At 38.0% G+C, this 17,856-nt stretch carries 20 protein-coding genes, 3 pseudogenes and 1 other annotated feature; of the genes and pseudogenes, 8 read left to right on the forward strand and 15 right to left on the reverse strand.

The window, feature by feature from the left end; genetic code table 11:
• Positions 1-34: 34 nt before the first annotated feature.
• The 5 genes and pseudogenes from guaB to J1G47_RS05570 all read left to right on the forward strand — a co-directional run bounded on the left by guaB (position 35) and on the right by J1G47_RS05570 (position 5,210).
• A complete protein-coding gene (guaB, locus tag J1G47_RS05550; protein WP_005712302.1) occupies positions 35-1,498 on the forward strand; it encodes an IMP dehydrogenase in 1,464 nt (487 codons plus the stop codon).
• A gap of 135 nt (positions 1,499-1,633) precedes the next feature.
• Positions 1,634-2,266 carry a DUF1919 domain-containing protein gene (locus tag J1G47_RS05555; RefSeq protein ID WP_010786841.1) on the forward strand — a complete coding sequence of 211 codons (633 nt, stop codon included), beginning with the start codon at positions 1,634-1,636 and terminating at the stop codon, positions 2,264-2,266.
• A gap of 15 nt (positions 2,267-2,281) precedes the next feature.
• Positions 2,282-2,950 (forward strand): annotated as a pseudogene (locus J1G47_RS05560) (BRO family protein); the annotation flags it as partial.
• An 83-nt stretch (positions 2,951-3,033) separates the two neighbouring features.
• The gene (gene guaA / locus J1G47_RS05565; RefSeq protein WP_012621660.1) at positions 3,034-4,605 is read left to right on the forward strand and encodes a glutamine-hydrolyzing GMP synthase; all 1,572 of its coding nucleotides are present in this window, start codon (positions 3,034-3,036) and stop codon (positions 4,603-4,605) included.
• 134 nt (positions 4,606-4,739) lie between these two features.
• Entirely contained in the window at positions 4,740-5,210 is a 471-nt protein-coding gene (locus J1G47_RS05570) for an Arm DNA-binding domain-containing protein (protein ID WP_005712315.1), read from the forward strand.
• Positions 5,211-5,249: 39 nt separating this feature from the next.
• Here the strand turns inward: J1G47_RS05570 and J1G47_RS05575 are convergent.
• The 12 genes and pseudogenes from J1G47_RS05575 to J1G47_RS05630 form a co-directional block, all read right to left on the reverse strand.
• A pseudogene (locus J1G47_RS05575) lies at positions 5,250-5,533 on the reverse strand (transposase); the annotation flags it as partial.
• A pseudogene (locus J1G47_RS05580) lies at positions 5,524-5,682 on the reverse strand (IS256 family transposase); the annotation flags it as partial. The pseudogenes J1G47_RS05575 and J1G47_RS05580, both read right to left, overlap by 10 nt.
• Before the next feature lie 123 nt (positions 5,683-5,805).
• The gene (locus J1G47_RS05585; RefSeq protein WP_005713493.1) at positions 5,806-6,024 is read right to left on the reverse strand and encodes a hypothetical protein; all 219 of its coding nucleotides are present in this window, start codon (positions 6,022-6,024) and stop codon (positions 5,806-5,808) included.
• A gap of 52 nt (positions 6,025-6,076) precedes the next feature.
• Positions 6,077-6,448 carry a hypothetical protein gene (locus J1G47_RS05590; protein ID WP_005713491.1) on the reverse strand — a complete coding sequence of 124 codons (372 nt, stop codon included), beginning with the start codon at positions 6,446-6,448 and terminating at the stop codon, positions 6,077-6,079.
• A 24-nt stretch (positions 6,449-6,472) separates the two neighbouring features.
• Entirely contained in the window at positions 6,473-6,676 is a 204-nt protein-coding gene (locus J1G47_RS05595; protein ID WP_016528009.1) for a YkgJ family cysteine cluster protein, read from the reverse strand.
• A 50-nt stretch (positions 6,677-6,726) separates the two neighbouring features.
• Entirely contained in the window at positions 6,727-8,373 is a 1,647-nt protein-coding gene (locus J1G47_RS05600; protein WP_010786833.1) for a coiled-coil domain-containing protein, read from the reverse strand.
• A gap of 46 nt (positions 8,374-8,419) precedes the next feature.
• Positions 8,420-9,496, reverse strand: coding sequence for a chemotaxis protein (locus J1G47_RS05605; protein WP_207326832.1), 1,077 nt, complete (start codon positions 9,494-9,496; stop codon positions 8,420-8,422).
• Positions 9,497-9,511: 15 nt separating this feature from the next.
• Positions 9,512-9,898 (reverse strand): hypothetical protein, encoded by a 387-nt coding sequence (locus J1G47_RS05610; RefSeq protein WP_005713479.1) that lies wholly within the window; start codon positions 9,896-9,898, stop codon positions 9,512-9,514.
• Positions 9,899-9,924: 26 nt separating this feature from the next.
• Positions 9,925-10,638 carry a DUF3944 domain-containing protein gene (locus tag J1G47_RS05615; protein WP_207326833.1) on the reverse strand — a complete coding sequence of 238 codons (714 nt, stop codon included), beginning with the start codon at positions 10,636-10,638 and terminating at the stop codon, positions 9,925-9,927.
• A 209-nt stretch (positions 10,639-10,847) separates the two neighbouring features.
• On the reverse strand, positions 10,848-11,156 hold the full coding sequence (locus J1G47_RS05620) for a DUF4116 domain-containing protein (protein WP_005713474.1): 309 nt from the start codon (positions 11,154-11,156) through the stop codon (positions 10,848-10,850).
• 43 nt (positions 11,157-11,199) lie between these two features.
• Positions 11,200-11,538 (reverse strand): hypothetical protein, encoded by a 339-nt coding sequence (locus tag J1G47_RS05625; protein ID WP_075620969.1) that lies wholly within the window; start codon positions 11,536-11,538, stop codon positions 11,200-11,202.
• Positions 11,539-11,546: 8 nt separating this feature from the next.
• Complete coding sequence (locus J1G47_RS05630) at positions 11,547-12,434, reverse strand: helix-turn-helix transcriptional regulator (RefSeq protein ID WP_005713468.1); 888 nt, start codon at positions 12,432-12,434, stop codon at positions 11,547-11,549.
• Positions 12,435-12,651: 217 nt separating this feature from the next.
• On the opposite strand from J1G47_RS05630, the gene J1G47_RS05635 reads away from it, so the two are divergent.
• Positions 12,652-12,996 (forward strand): helix-turn-helix domain-containing protein, encoded by a 345-nt coding sequence (locus J1G47_RS05635; protein ID WP_005713464.1) that lies wholly within the window; start codon positions 12,652-12,654, stop codon positions 12,994-12,996.
• 40 nt (positions 12,997-13,036) lie between these two features.
• On the opposite strand, the gene xthA is transcribed toward J1G47_RS05635, so the two are convergent.
• The 3 genes from xthA to ttcA all read right to left on the reverse strand — a co-directional run bounded on the left by xthA (position 13,037) and on the right by ttcA (position 16,591).
• Positions 13,037-13,840 carry an exodeoxyribonuclease III gene (xthA, locus tag J1G47_RS05640; protein WP_207326834.1) on the reverse strand — a complete coding sequence of 268 codons (804 nt, stop codon included), beginning with the start codon at positions 13,838-13,840 and terminating at the stop codon, positions 13,037-13,039.
• A gap of 116 nt (positions 13,841-13,956) precedes the next feature.
• The gene (locus J1G47_RS05645) at positions 13,957-15,333 is read right to left on the reverse strand and encodes a Na+/H+ antiporter family protein (RefSeq protein WP_207326835.1); all 1,377 of its coding nucleotides are present in this window, start codon (positions 15,331-15,333) and stop codon (positions 13,957-13,959) included.
• Positions 15,334-15,391: 58 nt separating this feature from the next.
• Positions 15,392-15,527 (reverse strand) — a sequence feature (His leader region).
• Positions 15,528-15,640: 113 nt separating this feature from the next.
• The gene (gene ttcA / locus J1G47_RS05650) at positions 15,641-16,591 is read right to left on the reverse strand and encodes a tRNA 2-thiocytidine(32) synthetase TtcA (protein WP_112062965.1); all 951 of its coding nucleotides are present in this window, start codon (positions 16,589-16,591) and stop codon (positions 15,641-15,643) included.
• Positions 16,592-16,829: 238 nt separating this feature from the next.
• On the opposite strand from ttcA, the gene J1G47_RS05655 reads away from it, so the two are divergent.
• Positions 16,830-17,396, forward strand: a complete 567-nt coding sequence (locus J1G47_RS05655; protein ID WP_010786828.1) for a UbiX family flavin prenyltransferase — start codon at positions 16,830-16,832, stop codon at positions 17,394-17,396.
• Complete coding sequence (locus J1G47_RS05660; RefSeq protein WP_071610186.1) at positions 17,397-17,840, forward strand: PNPOx family protein; 444 nt, start codon at positions 17,397-17,399, stop codon at positions 17,838-17,840.
• The last annotated feature ends 16 nt before the right edge of the window (positions 17,841-17,856 follow it).

Consider the following 17,856-nt stretch of genomic DNA (forward strand, 5'->3'; position numbering starts at 1 on the left):
TATTTTTTAACTTTCAAATTAAGGAACTATTGCAATGCTACGAGTAATTAAAGAAGCACTGACTTTTGATGATGTTCTTCTTGTCCCTGCACACTCTACCGTGCTTCCAAATACCGCAAACCTTTCTACTCAACTTACCAAAGACATTCGCTTAAATATCCCAATGCTTTCTGCAGCAATGGATACCGTGACAGAAGCTAAATTAGCGATTTCCCTTGCTCAAGAGGGCGGAATTGGCTTTATCCATAAAAATATGTCAATTGAACGCCAAGCAGATCGTGTGCGTAAAGTGAAAAAGTTTGAAAGCGGTATCGTTTCTGAACCAGTGACCGTTTCCCCTGATTTAACATTAGGTGAGTTAGCTGAATTAGTGAAGAAAAATGGCTTTGCAGGCTATCCTGTCGTAGATGCTGAAGATAACCTTGTAGGAATTATCACCGCTCGTGATACCCGTTTTGTACGTGATTTAAATAAGCCCGTTTCTAAAGTGATGACACCTAAAGAGCGTTTAGTGACGATCAAAGAAGGGGCTAATCGTGAAGAAATTTTAGAACTTATGCACGATCACCGAGTTGAAAAAGTGTTAATGGTGGATGATAACTTCAAACTAAAAGGGATGATTACCGTTAAAGATTATCAAAAAGCTGAGCAAAAACCGAACGCCTGTAAAGATGAGTTAGGTCGTCTGCGTGTCGGTGCGGCAGTCGGTGCTGGTCCAGGTAATGAAGAACGTATTGATGCTCTTGTTCAGGCTGGTGTTGATGTCTTGCTTATCGACTCTTCCCACGGTCACTCTGAGGGTGTGTTACAACGTGTGCGTGAAACCCGTGCGAAATACCCGAACTTACCTATTGTCGCAGGCAACGTGGCAACTGCTGAAGGTGCGATTGCCCTTGCTGATGCTGGAGCAAGTGCGGTTAAAATTGGTATCGGTCCAGGTTCAATTTGTACAACTCGTATTGTTACAGGCGTAGGTGTGCCACAAATCACAGCAATTGCTGACGCGGCGGAAGCCTTAAAAGATCGTGGCATTCCTGTCATCGCAGATGGTGGTATCCGCTATTCAGGCGATATTGCTAAGGCAATTGCTGCAGGTGCATCTTGTGTAATGGTGGGTTCAATGTTTGCAGGCACAGAAGAAGCTCCAGGTGAAATCGAGCTTTACCAAGGGCGAGCATTCAAAGCCTATCGTGGAATGGGATCATTAGGGGCAATGTCAAAAGGTTCATCTGACCGCTATTTCCAATCCGATAATGCCGCAGATAAATTAGTGCCAGAGGGCATTGAAGGTCGCATTCCTTACAAAGGCTTACTCAAAGAAATTATCCATCAACAGATGGGCGGATTACGTTCTTGTATGGGCTTAACAGGCTGTGCAACCATTGATGAACTTCGCACCAAAGCACAATTTGTCCGCATTAGTGGTGCAGGTATCAAAGAAAGCCACGTTCACGATGTCACCATCACGAAAGAAGCGCCAAACTATCGTATGAGTTAATTTTTCGCCACGCTTGGTGTCCTGCTTTATTCAATGGACACCAAGCGTGATGCCGCTTGTTTCTCTCTTTAATACATAATACTGAAAACAAGCGGTAAAATAACGGGAAAATCTTACCGCTAACAAGGAATATAAATGCCTTTAATCAAAAAAATAACAAATAAAATCAACGATTTTTTTCGCAAAAGCCTTAACGCTAAAAATCACCAACGATTAAACACAAACACCCTGGCTGTTATTTCCAGCAACTGCACAGGGGCTTTTATGTTGCACGATTTGGGCTTACGCTTTAATTCCCCTTTTGTAAATTTATTTTTAACCCCCACTGATTTTATTAAATATGTAAAAAATATTGCCCATTACCAAACCCAAGAAATCACTTTCCCCAAAGAAATTCAAAGAAAATACCCCGTTGGACTACTAGGCGATATTCACCTTTATTTTATGCACTACCATTCAGAGCAAGAAGCGGTAAAAAAATGGCAAGAACGCACCGCTCGCATGGATCTCAATCATCTTTTCATTATGATGGCAGAACGAGACGGCTGTCGCGATGAAGACCTACTTGAATTTGAACAACTACCATTTAAGAATAAAGTTGTCTTTACCCATAAACCGTATCTTGAACTAACCTCTGCAGTTTATATTCAAGGCTTTGAACAACAGCAAAAAATAGGCGATCTGTTTGAGTATTGCGGTTTGAATAGAAAACGTTTTTACGATCAGTTTGATTATGTTGGGTGGTTTAATCAGCATAAGCAAAACTAAGTTAGCAATTTAATTATGGTTGAAAATATGGACATCAAACTTTTTGAAGACAAAGAAGTGCGTTCCGTTTGGGACGAAGAGCAAGAAAAATGGTATTTTTCGATTATTGATGTAATCGAAGTTTTGACAGAAAACTCTCGCCCAAGAAAATATTGGAGCGATTTAAAAACTAAGCTAAAAAAGGAAGGTAGTGAACTGTCCGAAAAAATCGGACAGTTGAAAATGCTATCACCCGATGGGAAAATGCGTTTGACTGACGTAGCCGATGTACCGCAACTACTACGCTTAATTCAATCCATTCCATCCCCGAAAGCTGAGCCATTTAAACTTTGGTTAGCACAGGTGGGAAGTGAGCGTTTAGATGAATTGCAAGATCCAGAGCTCACGATCAATCGAGCAATGCAGGATTACTTGCGATTAGGCTATTCGGAAAATTGGATTAACCAACGTTTAAAAAGTATTGAAATCCGTAAGGAACTGACGGACGAATGGAAACGTGTCGGCGTAAAAGAAGGGCAACAATTTGCTGTTTTAACCGATATTATCACTAAAGCGTGGAGCGGAAAAACTACCAAAGAATATAAGCAATTCAAAGGATTAAAAAAAGAAAACTTACGCGATAATATGACGAACACCGAGCTCATTCTCAATATGTTAGCCGAAGCCTCAGTTAAAGATATTTCAGCAAATAAATGAACAAAATGATAATTTCATTAAATTAACAGATGAGATTCGTAGCTATTTGAATATATAAACTAGGACTAAAAATGACAAACATACACAACCACAAAATCTTAATCCTTGACTTTGGTTCACAATATACCCAACTGATCGCACGTCGTGTGCGTGAAATCGGGGTTTACTGCGAACTTTGGGCTTGGGACGTGACGGAAGAACAGATCCGTGAATTTAACCCAACGGGTATTATTCTTTCTGGCGGTCCTGAAAGTACCACCGAAGAAAACAGCCCACGTGCGCCTGAATATGTGTTTAACGCTGGCGTGCCAGTGCTGGGCATTTGCTACGGTATGCAAACGATGGCGATGCAGTTGGGCGGTTTAACTGAAACTTCGGATCACCGTGAATTTGGCTATGCATCTGTTGAATTGAAAGCAACCGATAGCTTATTTGCAAAATTAAACGATGATCTGACCGCTTGTAATCCAAAACTTGACGTTTGGATGAGCCACGGCGATAAAGTCACCCGTTTACCGTCAAACTTCCAAATCACTGGCGTAACTCCAACTTGCCCGATTGCGGCAATGTCGGACGAAAGTCGCCGTTTCTATGGCGTACAATTCCACCCAGAAGTAACCCATACGAAAAGCGGTTTAGCTTTATTAACTAACTTCGTGGTAAACATCTGTGGTTGCGAAACCAAATGGACAGCGGAAAACATCATTGAAGATGCCGTAGCTCGCATTAAAGCCCAAGTTGGCGATGATGAAGTGATTTTAGGCTTATCAGGCGGTGTGGACTCTTCTGTTACCGCACTACTTTTACACCGTGCAATCGGCAAAAACTTGCACTGCGTATTCGTAGATAACGGCTTATTACGCTTAAACGAAGGTGATCAAGTGATGGAGATGTTCGGCGATAAATTCGGCTTGAACATCATTCGTGTAAACGCTGAAGACCGTTTTTTAGATGCACTCAAAGGCATTGATGAACCTGAAGCGAAACGCAAAACTATCGGTAAAGTATTCGTTGATGTGTTCGATGATGAATCGAAAAAACTCACTTCAGTAAAATGGTTAGCACAAGGCACGATTTACCCAGATGTAATCGAATCCGCCGCCAGCAAAACAGGCAAAGCACACGTGATCAAATCGCATCACAACGTAGGCGGCTTGCCAGATTATATGAAACTCGGTTTAGTTGAACCATTGCGTGAATTGTTCAAAGATGAAGTACGTAAAATCGGCTTGGCATTAGGCTTACCAGCTGAAATGCTCAACCGCCATCCATTCCCCGGTCCAGGCTTAGGCGTGCGTGTGTTAGGCGAAATCAAAAAAGAATACTGCGATTTAGTCCGCCGAGCTGACGCGATCTTTATGGAAGAACTACACGCCTCAGGCTGGTACTACAAAGTCAGCCAAGCCTTTACTGTATTCCTACCAGTCAAATCAGTAGGCGTAATGGGCGATGGACGTAAATATGATTGGGCTGTTTCCCTGCGTGCAGTCGAAACTATCGACTTTATGACTGCACATTGGGCGCATTTACCTTATGATCTATTAGGTAAAATCTCAAATCGTATTATCAACGAAGTGAACGGGATTTCTCGCGTGGTGTATGATGTTAGCGGAAAACCCCCAGCTACGATAGAGTGGGAATAATATCCCACCTATTCACAGCTTTTCATAGTATTTCAATTTTTTTGCGTAAAAATTGTCGGTAAGGATTGAGCTGTTTATCCCTTAATATCAAAATACCGTCATTAATTTGACGGTATTTTAAAATAGGGGGAAGAATGCTGACAGATAGTAAAATTAAATCTTTAAAAGCAAAGGATAAGGCTTATAAAGTAGCAGATCGTGATGGATTGTACGTTGTTGTATCTCCTGCTGGCACGGTTACGTTTAGGTATGATTATCGTATTAACGGACGAAGAGAAACATTAACAATAGGAAAATATGGAAAGGACGGCATATCTCTTGTTGAAGCAAGAGAAAAGCTAATGATGGCTCGTAAAATGGTGAGTGATGGGATTTCTCCAGCCACAGAAAAACGGAAGAAGAAAAATCAAATAAAAAGTGCGAATAATTTTGAAGCGTTTGCACTTAAATATATTGCCGAAACTGATTTTGCGGAAAGTACAAGAGCATTAAGACTTGCGACTTACGAAAGGGAAATTAAGAAGTATTTTGGATATAAATTAATGACTGAAATTTCCACAGAGGAAATTAGAGGGCATTGTCAAATTATTGGGGATAACTTATAACGACCCTATCCCAAATTCTGTGTAAACACCCATTTCAACTTAACGGTGATCGTCTAGGCGATCACCAAAATCAATCATAAATCGATTCATCGCCAGTTTCCAGTTCTGAATCGGCATTGTCCATTTTTTTGATGCATCTTTACAAGCGGGTATTTTGCCTGCCATTTTTGCGAAAGTGCGGTCAGATTTTCGCGAGCTTGTACTTCCGTCGGGGCTTGATAAACCTGCTTTAAATCTGCAGTGACGGCTTTGTAATCTTTCCACGAAACGAATTTCACGCTGTTACGCACTAAATGCACAATGCAAAGCTGAATCTTCGTTTTAGATAACCAAGATGGTCGGTCAGTTCATCATTTAACGCAGCCTCGACGGTAATTTTCTTGAGCATCCGTGAAAATTGATTGAGGTCTTTTGGTGTTTTTAGGTTTTTGGCAAATTCCGCTACCAAGGCGTGAAGTTGTTTTTCGTTCATAATAAAATACCTGTGTCTGAATGTATTATCTCAGAAACAGGTATTTACACAAATTGTGGGAGAGGCTCTTTAAAGCCTTATACTATAAGGCTTTGAGCCAGTTTTTAGCGACTATGTTGTCTATTACACCTTTCTAGAGTTATGTTCAGCTTTCATTTTTTCCAAGAGCTGTTCACTTTTCCTGAGTGTTTGTTCAATATTTCTAAGTTTTTTATCGTATTCTTCAAACATTCTATCCATTTCATCAAAATCAAACTTTTGAAGTGCCTTGAATGTTTCCCATTTTTCTTCTTCCGTCATACGAGCAACGACTTCTTTAACAAGTTGTTCTTCAAAGTTCATTTTCTTATCCTTACATTTGGTAAAATGGGTATATTAAATACTAACTATGCACTTATGAAAATTCAGTAGCAAATTTATTAGCTATCTGTCTAATTTCATTCATTTCTCTTTTATTAGATAGTTGAATAATATTAGATTTACATATACGCAAGGTTCCTCTAATTATTTCATCCTTGTTATACTTGGTTTTTCCTATTGTATAAATGAAATCATAATAAGAATTGATACTCTTGGAATATATAGATAAAACAGATATATACACCTGAGTATTTAATGTATCCTTTGAATTTATAAATGAAATAAATCGGTCATTGTCGAGATGTTTTAATTTATTCCAAAGTTCAATTATGTGATTTTCCATAGAATTTCCTACAGAACGGCTAATAGCCTTGGCTACTCGCCCTAAAATATCAAAAAAATTCATATTATTTCCTATTTCTTATTTGGTTTAAAGTTTATTGCAAATTTCTAAATTCAATTTAACAAACTCTTCCCAACTATACAGATGAGATAAATGGGCTTTATAGTAATCTTCCACTCGGCAAACAAGCGGTCGGTTTTCATAGATTTTGCACAAATTAGTTTGTTCATCAAAATGATGGCAAACGCCATCACCACGATCTAAATAAGCGGTTTGTTCACTTAAATTCACTCGGCGACAGCATTTGCCACAGGAATTGCAGGGGAAAGAAGCTAAAGAACTCATTTGACTGCTAAACTAGCTAACCAATTTCTAGTACTTTGCTCATTACCTGATTCATACGGTAATTCTATATTTCGGCGATGAATCTCTTTTTCTAACACTATAGAACGTTCTAATTCGGAATTACAAGCCTCAAGGCTATCTACAAATACTGCTATTTCATTTGGATTTAAGTTAAATTCAATCTTTGCCCATTCTAATAAATAACGGTCAAGCTCTGCATTAATTTCCTTCATATGTTCTGTCATTAATTCATACTTATTTTTATATGAATTAATTATTTCCCATAACTTCTTGAAAGATAACCCATTTTCAATAAAATATGCAAAAGCACACGTCATAAGCCCTGTGGCTAAAGCACTTACAAATGCTGCTATTAAATCTCCCATTGGAAAAATAAGAATAGTATTTAGATGAGAGTTTAACATTGTACCTAATAATACAGATAAACCTGCGCTAAGTATTTTTAACACGCCTTTAAACAATTCTTTTGCATTAAGATTATCTGGGTTAAAAGTAATTAGTTTAATTGCACTTACAATACTATTCCACATTTCACGAATGAGCTTCATTACCATTTTTTCAGAAACAAGAAATATATTCATTACTGTAGTGCTAATGTTGCTAAAAAAGCCTGCAATTGCTCCATCTTTAAATGCGGTTAAAAGATCTTTAAAACGTTCTTTTACACGTTCAAAAATATTACTTAATGTCTTAGCAATTTTTTCTAAAAACTTTATAATCGTAAAGTTTTGTTTTAGACTTTGATAAATTTCAGGTATTCTCTCTCTTAATTCAAACCAAATTTCTGCAAGAACTAAACCTAATGCCTGACGTGTTCCCATTTTTAAACCAGCTCTACCCGCTGCGAGTGCAGTTGATTTGAAAAACTTGGAACTTGTATAATATTTCCAATTTATTTCTTTATTATACTCCTCACGAGCTTTTTTATCCGCAGCAAGAATATCTTCTTTATTTTCCAGAATTGATTCTAATTCTTTCTTTTGATTTTCGTGCGTTTCAATTTCTTTTGATAATTTTTCTCTTTTATGTCTTTCTTCAGGAGTATCTCCTGTAATTTTACTTATTTGATTTTTTTTATGCTCTATAGTTTTTTCTAATTGTTTTATTTTTTGGGGAGCGATTTCATTAATAAATTTAGTAACAGAGTGTTCCCTTTTAGGATTATTAACATCCCAGGTTGTTGTATTTAGGTTATAATCTCTATTAGCAATTTTAACACCATCAACGTTAGCTAAGACTCGACCTGCATCGTCATGAATTTCTTTGGCTGATATAGTATGATCTATTTCTCTTTTTCTATTTAACTTGTTATTTTTATTATATGCATCATATAACTCACCATTTTCTATTGCTTTCTTATCCTTACGACCTTTTTCTTTATAGTCTTCATGTGTCCTATATATACTGCCATCATAATCTCCCCTACTATCATAAGCATTTTTAGCTTCATCTGTTGCATAAATACCTTGACGAACATTATTAATTGTATCAACATCTCCACCACGCTTATCTTCAAAAAGCAAGAAATCTAAACCAAAAGTAGTGACTAATGAATTTACTACCGTTTTTTCTAATTCACCTGTCCAATCAAATTCAGGCTTAGTCATAAGTACATTTGACATATTTCACTCCCTATAAAAAGGCGAGATTCCTCTCGCCTAGCATAATTTACTCAAAATCTTTTGATTTATATGTTGATAACGTAATATGCGCATCAATATCTTCTTTATTAATGACTTTCATACCATCTTTATCTGTTTCAAATTCAACAGTATCTTCTTTGTTTTTAACTAACTCTCCATTATCATCTTTTTTAGGTTTAAATAATGGGGTAGTAATAATATCTGTTAAAATAGCTGCTACTTTATAACCATTATCAACAATCTTAATAATTGCTGATGAGATGGTATTGATATCAACTCCATTACGAACTAAGGTATCCATATTTTTAAGATCTTGGAAATATTGACCAAAAATCTGATAAACACGATTAAGTTCTTTATAGATCTTATTTGAATATTCCTCAGTTTCTTTTAAATGATGGCGACCAAGTTTCATACTACTAACTGCATTTTTAACTTGTGTACGATAATCTCTTGCTGATTCAAGTTTTTTCTCCGAATGTTTTGCAAAAGCTAAGCCAGCAACTAATACTATTGGAGCTACAACAGCACCACCTAAAATTGCTGCACCTCCAGCCATTCCAAAGCCACCAGCAGAAATAGCACCACCACCAATTGCAGCCATGGTAGCTTTATATGCGGCAGCTCCAGAAAGGGCTGCAATAGGAGTGCCAGTTGAAGCAGCAGCCAATGCCATTACACCACCGTAAACAGCATAAGCAGCACCAGCACCAATTGCAGCCCCTCCAGCTAGTTGCCCTAAATAGGCGACAGCTGAAAAAGCAATCCCTTCAATTTTATCTAATTCATTTTTAGGAATATTAATTTGTAAGTCTTTAGCTTCCTTATGTTGAGCTAATTTTTCCAATAGCAATTCAGAAATGCGTTTGAATTCAGCAAAGTCTGAACCTATGGACAATTGCAATTGACCTAATGATTCCAATGATGCATTAGTTGCGGCATCTTGCTCATCAAATAACTTTTTTTCTGTATCATAAAGACTTTCGGCGGCTTCAGTAATATCTTTTGCAGCGGAATTATCTTTAAAACCATCAATTCCTTTTTTAATTCCTGTTCCTATAGCCACGGCAGCAGCACCAGCCAAAATAAACGGTAAAGGCATAATAAACTCCTATGCTTAATCTAACAATAATGTAACTTCTCTAGATAAAGCAAATTGCTTTTCTACCCAGCTTTCTAGTGCATTTAATTTTTCATTAGAAATACCCAGTTTTCTTGCATACCCAGCAATCATATCTTTCTCACTTAAATGATATTCTTCATTTGCGTGAGCAACACCTAATAACTCAAGTAATAGTGAACATTTTGCTCTTTCCGTTGTAAATAACGTAACAAGTTCATCAACTGTAATTGCTTTTTCTGTTACACCATCTTCTGATTGCTTTGTTAGAATCTCTACCATACCTAATTGCAATTCATCTGAAGAGCCATCTGCTCGTGCAATTTCGTGGGCTAAGTAAATTAATGCAGATTGTTGCTCTGCTGTTAAATTTTGTACAAACATATTTTTCTCCTGTTGTTTGTGTTGGTTTAATTGTTGATAGAATACTTTTTTCTCAAAAATGCAATTTGGATCACAGCAGGTACTGTTACGCGAGTTGCAGGACCTGAAATATCTTTTAATGCCCAAATTCCTGTTATCCCCCAACCAATAGGACCTGTGGCAAAGCCTAAAATACGCCCTAAGGCTGTGCCTGCTAATAGTGTACCGATAGTTTGAGGAAACATTGTATGAATAGTCTTCCAAAGAACTGGGGTAGATAAAAGAGAATTTAATTCAACTAGAACAAGAGCCGTTAAAGATTGTTTACCTAAATGAGTAGCTGGAATTTTTAATTCTTCTGCTAATTTTTTTAAATCATCTTCAGATAGCTCTTCGATAGCACCAGTTAATACTTTATCCAATAAATGTTTTTCAATAAGTTCGGTTGAACTTTCTTTATTGAAATTTACTTTCATTTTTTCACAAACTTCAATAAGAATAGTTTTATATGAAACCCCTTTCCCTAGTCTAAATAACGTAGCAATAGTATTTGCTCCGAATTTCTGAATTTCTTCTGCAATCTCTTTCCAATAAAGATTATGATCAGGGTAAAATACTTTGTAAACTCTAGAGCTTGTTAAGCCCTCCGTATAACGTTTTTTACCATCTTTATCCTTAGTTAAAATATCTACTAAGGGTTGTAGATCCTCGTTTGTACATTGAGCTAAAAACTCTAAATCAACATCATAGACATAAGCCATATAAAATTTCTCCTAATAATTACAGTTTATTCCACTCCCCCCCAACCCTTTTATTCGCAAGATCTCGATAGATTTCACAGTCGGGGTTTAAGGTCAGTAATTTATATAGCAATTGTTACAAAAGATAGAAATACTTTAGTGAAAATACTAAATCATCGTTTCTTTTTTTATAAAAATTGCGGAATAGATCATTTAAATATCTATATAGTTTATTTTCCCTTATAAAAACATAGAGGATCCTCCTGTTTATCTGCCTCTTGTTTCATTTCTTCTGTTGGATTTTTTATATATCGAATAGCATAACCATTTTCTTTAATCGCAAGCAACTTCATTTCTTCTGTTGGATTTTCAATATATTGAATAGCACAACCATCCACTTTTACTGCAGCTAGCTTCGTTTCTTCTGTTGGATTTTTGAAAATATTAAAAGGCCAACCACGTTGTATAAGCTCTACTGGTGTCATATCTTCTATACGCTTTTTATATTTAAAAAAAGCCATTAATTGGTTTTGATTCATCGCCAAACTTACTCATCATATCTTATTCCTTTAAAAACATTTTTTACGAAGAAAATTTTTTCTTCCAAACCAACCCAACCCTTTTATTCGCAAGATCTCGATAGATCTCACAGTCGGGGTTTAAGGTCAGTAAATTATGTGCTGCAATTGCTGCAAGGGATAAAATGCCCCAACGGGGATTTAATACCGCTGATAAGCCTACGGCTAAGCGATTTTTGGTATAAAGGCGACACTTCAAATTTAAACTTTCAATATATTTTTCAAGTTCTTGACTAAAGGCGAATAAATTACCTGCATCAATGCCACAGGTTTCAAAACTTTGACGTTCATTAATTAATGCTTTAATGGTTGAAAATGGCTCGCTAATATCAATTTTTTTCATATTTCCCCCTAATCATTCGCAATATATTGTTTCAACTTCTCCACCATTTTTTCCTGCAAGCCGTTAGGGCTGATGATGGTTAAATGGGGAATCCAATATTGCACAAGCGGTACGATGTCGAGTTCGTTTACGTTTTCGCTGGCTAAAATAAGTTCGCCGTTTTCCGATTTATGCACTAATTTTTGATTAGGCAGTAAATTTCGTCGAAGGAAGTAAGGGGAGGCAAAGCTGGATACTTTAACTAAGACTTCACTGAGCTGATTGCCAAAAGAGATACTGTCGTTACTTTTGATCTCTTCTTGTAGCTGTTGGTTTGGTTCGAAAGTTTCATCAAGCATCTTGAGCATTGTGATTTGAGTGAAGCAGAACGTTTTCTGTTTGTCTTCATCTGTGCCGATTAAATACCAAATGCCATTTTTATTGATTAGGCTATAAGGGGCGATTTTGTAAAATTTGCCATCAATCTGACCGCTTTTCTTATATAAAAAATCGATAAATTTATGTGCTTCAATGGCTTGTTTGATCAGTTGAAATTCGTTGTCTAAGTGGCGAATGTCTTCATATTGAAAACCTTTCACTTTGACGCTGTCGGTGAGTTTTTCTTGATAAAAATCGCGATCTACCTTTGGGAAAAGGTCTGAAATACTGGCAAATAACGCAAAACGAGAGATGTCTTGCTGAGATAGTATACCTAGTTTATAACGGTTGATTTTGTAATGTCGAGGTCCGCTCTCTTCCCATTCGAGAAAGGCTAAACGATCTTTAATATCACGTTGAATGGTGCGAACACTTACCCCAAAATCTTCTGCAAGTTGATTAATATCAATGCGTTTTCCTTGATTGAGTTGGGATAAAATTTCACTAAGTCGTTGTGCTAGAACAGTATTCTTTTGCATACATCTAAATCCTCTGATTTTGAATGCGTGCAGTGTACCCGAATGGTGACGACAGGTTGTGTCAGCTCAACAAAAAAATCAGATTTTTATAAAAATTTTTAAATAAATTTGCTCTTTTATTTTATTTAGACCTTTGAAGTCTAATATAAGTATTATTCGCTATTTATCAAAAAAAGTCAATGCCTATTATTTCTTTCTTTATAAAGGGAGAAATCGTGTGTTAGATAAAAGTGAGCAATTAATACAAACGATTGGGCAAGCGATTGCGAAATACCGTCAAGCATCAGGCTTAACGCAAGCGCAATTAGCGGAAATTTTAGGCATTAGTAATGATGCTGTTTCAAGAATGGAACGGGGCAAAACAATTCCAACTGTTTTGCGTTTGTTGGAACTTTCGGAGATTTTTCATTGTGAAGTAGCTGATTTAGTGACCGAAAGCAGTAACCGTTCGACCGATCAAGCGAAAGTTATCGAAAAATTGTTACAACAATTAGATAGTCAGCAACGATCAGAATTGCTCTATCTTATTGAGCGATTAGTGAAATGGAAAAATGAGTCGTAACAGGATAAAAAATAAGGTGGCAAGCCACCCTATTAAATGATTACTTAAACACCGCCCACACAGGTGCGTGGTCAGAAGGTTTGTCCATTGCTCGAATTTCTAGGTCAATGCCTGTTTCGACACAGCGTTCAGCCAAAGGGGTTGAAGCGAGTACTAAATCAATGCGTAAACCACGGTTATCATCAAAACCTTTAGAGCGATAGTCAAACCACGAGAACTTATCTTCTGCCGTTGGGTTCATTGCTCGGAAAGTATCAACTAAACCGTATCCGTGTAAACGCCCTAGCCACTCTCTTTCTTCGGGTAGAAATGAACATTTACCATCACGCAGCCAGCGTTTGCGGTTCACTTCGCCAATCCCGATGTCTAAATCTGTTGGGCTGATGTTCATATCGCCCATAATGATAATCGGGTTTTCAGGCTTGAGTTCTGTTTCTAAATAACGTTGTAAATCCGCATAAAATTTTTCTTTAGCAGGGAATTTTGTTTCGTGACTACGGTTTTCGCCTTGTGGGAAATAACCGTTTAAGACGGTAAGGGTTCCGAATGGGGTTTCAAGATCTGCCATAATCATACGCTTTTGTGCATCTGCGTTGTCCGTTGGAAAACCTTTACGCACTGCAAGCGGTTGGTTTTTAGTTAAAAGTGCAACGCCATAATGCCCTTTTTGTCCGTGATGAAAAACGTGATAGCCAAGGTGATTGACTAAATCGTAAGGGAAATCTTCATCTGCCACTTTGATTTCTTGTAAGCCGATCACATCGGGCTGATGTTTTTCAATAAGCGCTTCGAGTTGGTGGGGTCTTGCTCGCAAGCCATTGATATTAAAAGAGATGAATTTCATATTGTCCTTTAAATCTCTCTAAATGCCTCTTTTTCAAAGGGGATTTAATGAGAGAAAATGATCCAAATTAAAACAAAATTCCCCCCCCCTTTGAAAAAAAGGGGGGGGGGAATTTCCTATAAAATCATTGCTGCAATCCAACCAAACACTAATAACGGGATATTGTAGTGGATAAAGGTTGGAACAACGGAATCCCAAATGTGGTCGTGTTTGCCATCTGCATTCAAACCTGATGTTGGGCCTAAGGTTGAGTCAGACGCTGGTGAACCTGCATCACCTAACGCTGCAGCAACGCCTACGATTGATACGGTTGCAAGCGGTGAGAAACCGAATGAAAGACACAATGGCACATAGATTGATGTAATAATTGGCACTGTTGAGAATGAAGAACCGATCCCCATTGTAATTAATAAACCAACTAACAACATTAAGAATGCAGCCACTCCTTTGCTATCAATGCTTCCTTTCAAGCCTTCTACTAATTCAGGAACACCGCCTGTTGAGTTTACAACACTTGCATAGCCTGAAGCAGCAATCATTACAAAGCCGATCATCGCCATTAAACGTAAGCCATCTTGGAAAATATCGTTACTTTGTTTAAGTTTGAACACACCACCAACGGCAAAGATAATCAAACCGACTAAGCCACCTAATACCGTTGAGTTTGTTGATAACTGAACAAAACAGGTAGCAACAATTGCTGCGATACTCACGCCGATGTGGAATGATTTCACATTTGCTACACGAGCTTCAATATCATCAGCGGTTGGTTCTGGGCGATCTTCCACATAAACACGTGGTTTGCGGTAGGTTACAAAGAACGCTAATAATAAACCCACGATCATACCCGCCACAGGAATTGCCATTGCTTGAGTAACTTCTGCAGTGTTGGTCACTAGGTTAAATGGTTGCCTTGCTTGGTTGATATTTTTTACCAAGATATTTTCGATAAAGATTTGACCGAAACCTGCTGGAATTAACATATAAGTTGCCGTTAAACCAAAGGTTAATGCACAAGCGACTGCACGACGGTCAATTTTAAGTTGGTTCATTACGCTGAGTAATGGTGGAACAACGATTGGGATAAACGCAATGTGAACTGGAATAACGTTTTGTGATGCCATTGCGAAGGCAACTAACGTAAAGAGTACCGCATATTTAAACCAAAACAGTGAACGACCAGATGGACGTTTGCCAAAGGCTTTAATGATTTTATATGCCAGTAAATCGGTAACACCTGATTTTGATAAAGCGACGGCAAAAGCACCTAATACTGCATAGTTCATTGCAGTTTCAGCACCACCGCCTAAACCACCAGTGAAACTTTTTACGGTTGTCGTTAAAGCCTCACCTAATGCCATTCCGTTGCCAGAATTACCTAAAATACCGCAAGTTAAGGCGGCAATAATCAACGCAATTACAACGTTAATTCGCAATAAACTTAATGCGAGTAACACGATAATCGAGATGACCACATCGTTTGATAATAACATTGTGTTTTCCTCTTAATGTAATAAAAAAATAAACCTATTATTCAATTCTACGAGATAAAAAAGAACCCCTTCGAAATCATCTTCCGAAGGGGTGGAAATTGGTTTTTAGATCTACTCTCATTTTGCACCGCTCGGAAGTTTCTTCCGAACACGCCAAATGCCCGAAAGATTATTCAGGTAAATGGTGATGACGGTGACGAATGTTTGAGAGAATGTTCATAGTAGCTCCAAAATTGAATGTGCCGAAATATATCCTAGAAAAAAATGAAAAGCAAACGTTTATTTCGCTTTTTGCAGATTTTTTCGACTAACTCACCGCTTTAATCTGAATTAAACCGCTTTCCGCATAATCTGCTGCATCATCTTTATCTTGAACCACAGGAGCAGACGGAATTTCTGCTTTATCAAAGGCAATATCTCCTTCAACACCGTCAATTAGCTGACCACGTTTAATGCCTTTAAAATCAAAGAGATTTGGATCACATAAATGTGATGGAGCAACATTCTGCAAGGCACTAAACATCGTTTCAATACGCCCTGGATATTGACGATCCCAAGTCTGTAGTATCTCTTTGACCACTTGGCGCTGTAAGTTAGGCTGTGAACCACACAAATTACACGGAATGATCGGGAACTGTTTTGCCACGGCATATTTTTCAATGTCTTTCTCTTTGCAGTACGCAAGCGGTCGGATCACGATCTGTTTACCATCATCGCTAATTAGCTTTGGTGGCATAGATTTGAGCTTTCCACCGTAAAACATATTTAAAAAAAGTGTTTCAAGCATATCATCACGATGATGTCCTAACGCGATTTTGGTTGCACCTAGTTCTGTGGCAGTACGATATAAAATCCCACGGCGCAGGCGAGAACAGAGCGAGCAAGTTGTTTTCCCTTCAGGAATTTTCTCTTTCACAATGCCGTAGGTGTTTTCTTCGACAATTTTATACTCTACGCCGATACTCTCAAGATACTCAGGTAAAACGTGTTCTGGGAAGCCTGGCTGTTTTTGATCTAAATTCACCGCCACAATATCAAAATGAATAGGGGCGTTGAGCCTTAAATTGAGCAGAATATCCAGCAAAGTATAGCTATCTTTCCCACCCGATAAACAAACCATTACTTTGTCGCCATCTTCAATCATATTAAAATCCGCAATCGCATTGCCTACATTTCGGCGTAAGCGTTTTTGCAATTTATTGAAGTTATAGGCAATTTTTTTCTCTTTTTGCGTGTCTTGAACATGGTCTTGGTGCATAATTTAACAAATTCGGATTAAACAAAATAAAGCGGCACATAGTAACCAGTTTGCTATTTTTTTCAAGTTTTTCTGATATTATTCAGTGATATTCATTAATAAAACTCTTCCCCCATTTATGGGGGAAGTGGTTGAGCAATGCGAAACCGATGGGGGCAATATTCCTGATCTGCCCCCATCCCCCTCGCAAGCTCGGGGACTTCCCCCGTAAACGGGGGAAGAATATAAAGGATAACCTATGTCCAACAAACGCATTATTATCGGCATTAGCGGTGCAAGTGGCTTTCAGTATGGCTACAAAGCTCTTGAATTGCTTAAACCGCTAGACAATATCGAAACCCATTTGGTGATCTCAAAAGGGGCGGAACTCACTCGCCAATATGAAACTGACATCAGTGAAGAACAGCTACTATCCCTTGCCGATGTGGTTCACCCTATCCACAATTTAGGCGCTTCTATTTCAAGCGGTTCATTTAAGACCATTGGAATGCTTATCGCCCCTTGCTCAATGCGAACCCTAGCATCAGTTGCTCACGGTTTTAGCGATAATTTATTGGCTCGTGCCGCCGATGTAGTATTAAAAGAACGACGTAAATTGGTGTTAATGGTGAGAGAAACGCCGTTGCACTTAACCCATTTGGATAATATGCGTAAAGTCACCGAAATGGGGGGCATTATTTTTCCGCCCGTGCCAGCACTTTATCATCAGCCTAAAACGGTCGATGAAATTGTGACCCATAGCGTTGCTCGTGCGTTAGATATGTTTGATCTTGAGATTGATATTCCACGCTGGACAGGAAAGTAGATGAATAATCCAATTCCTACGCACATTGTGCAATTTATCTTGAAAAATCACGTTGTGAGCCTTGCGTGCCATCATCAAAATCAGCTTTGGTCAGCCAGTTGCTTTTACGCATTTGATGAAAAATCTCACCGCTTGATCGTGCTGTCAAAGCAAACGACCGAACACGGCAAATTGATGTTGGCTAACCCCAATATTGCAGGCACCATTGCAGGACAACCTGATAATATTCGAGAAATTGAAGGCATTCAATTTCAAGCCGTTGCTCGTTGTCTTGAAAATGAGCAAGAAAAACAAACCGCATTGCAAATTTATTGGAAAAAGCACCAGCTTGCAAAATTGATGAGCAGTGATGTGTGGGAAATTGTTTTTACCCGCATTAAACATACGGAAAATAGAGTGGCGTTTGCGAAAAAGAGTGATTGGAAAAAGCTCTTTGAACAATGAAAGCATGTGAATTAAA

This window comes from Glaesserella parasuis (assembly GCF_017352235.1).
GTDB lineage: Bacteria > Pseudomonadota > Gammaproteobacteria > Enterobacterales > Pasteurellaceae > Glaesserella > Glaesserella parasuis.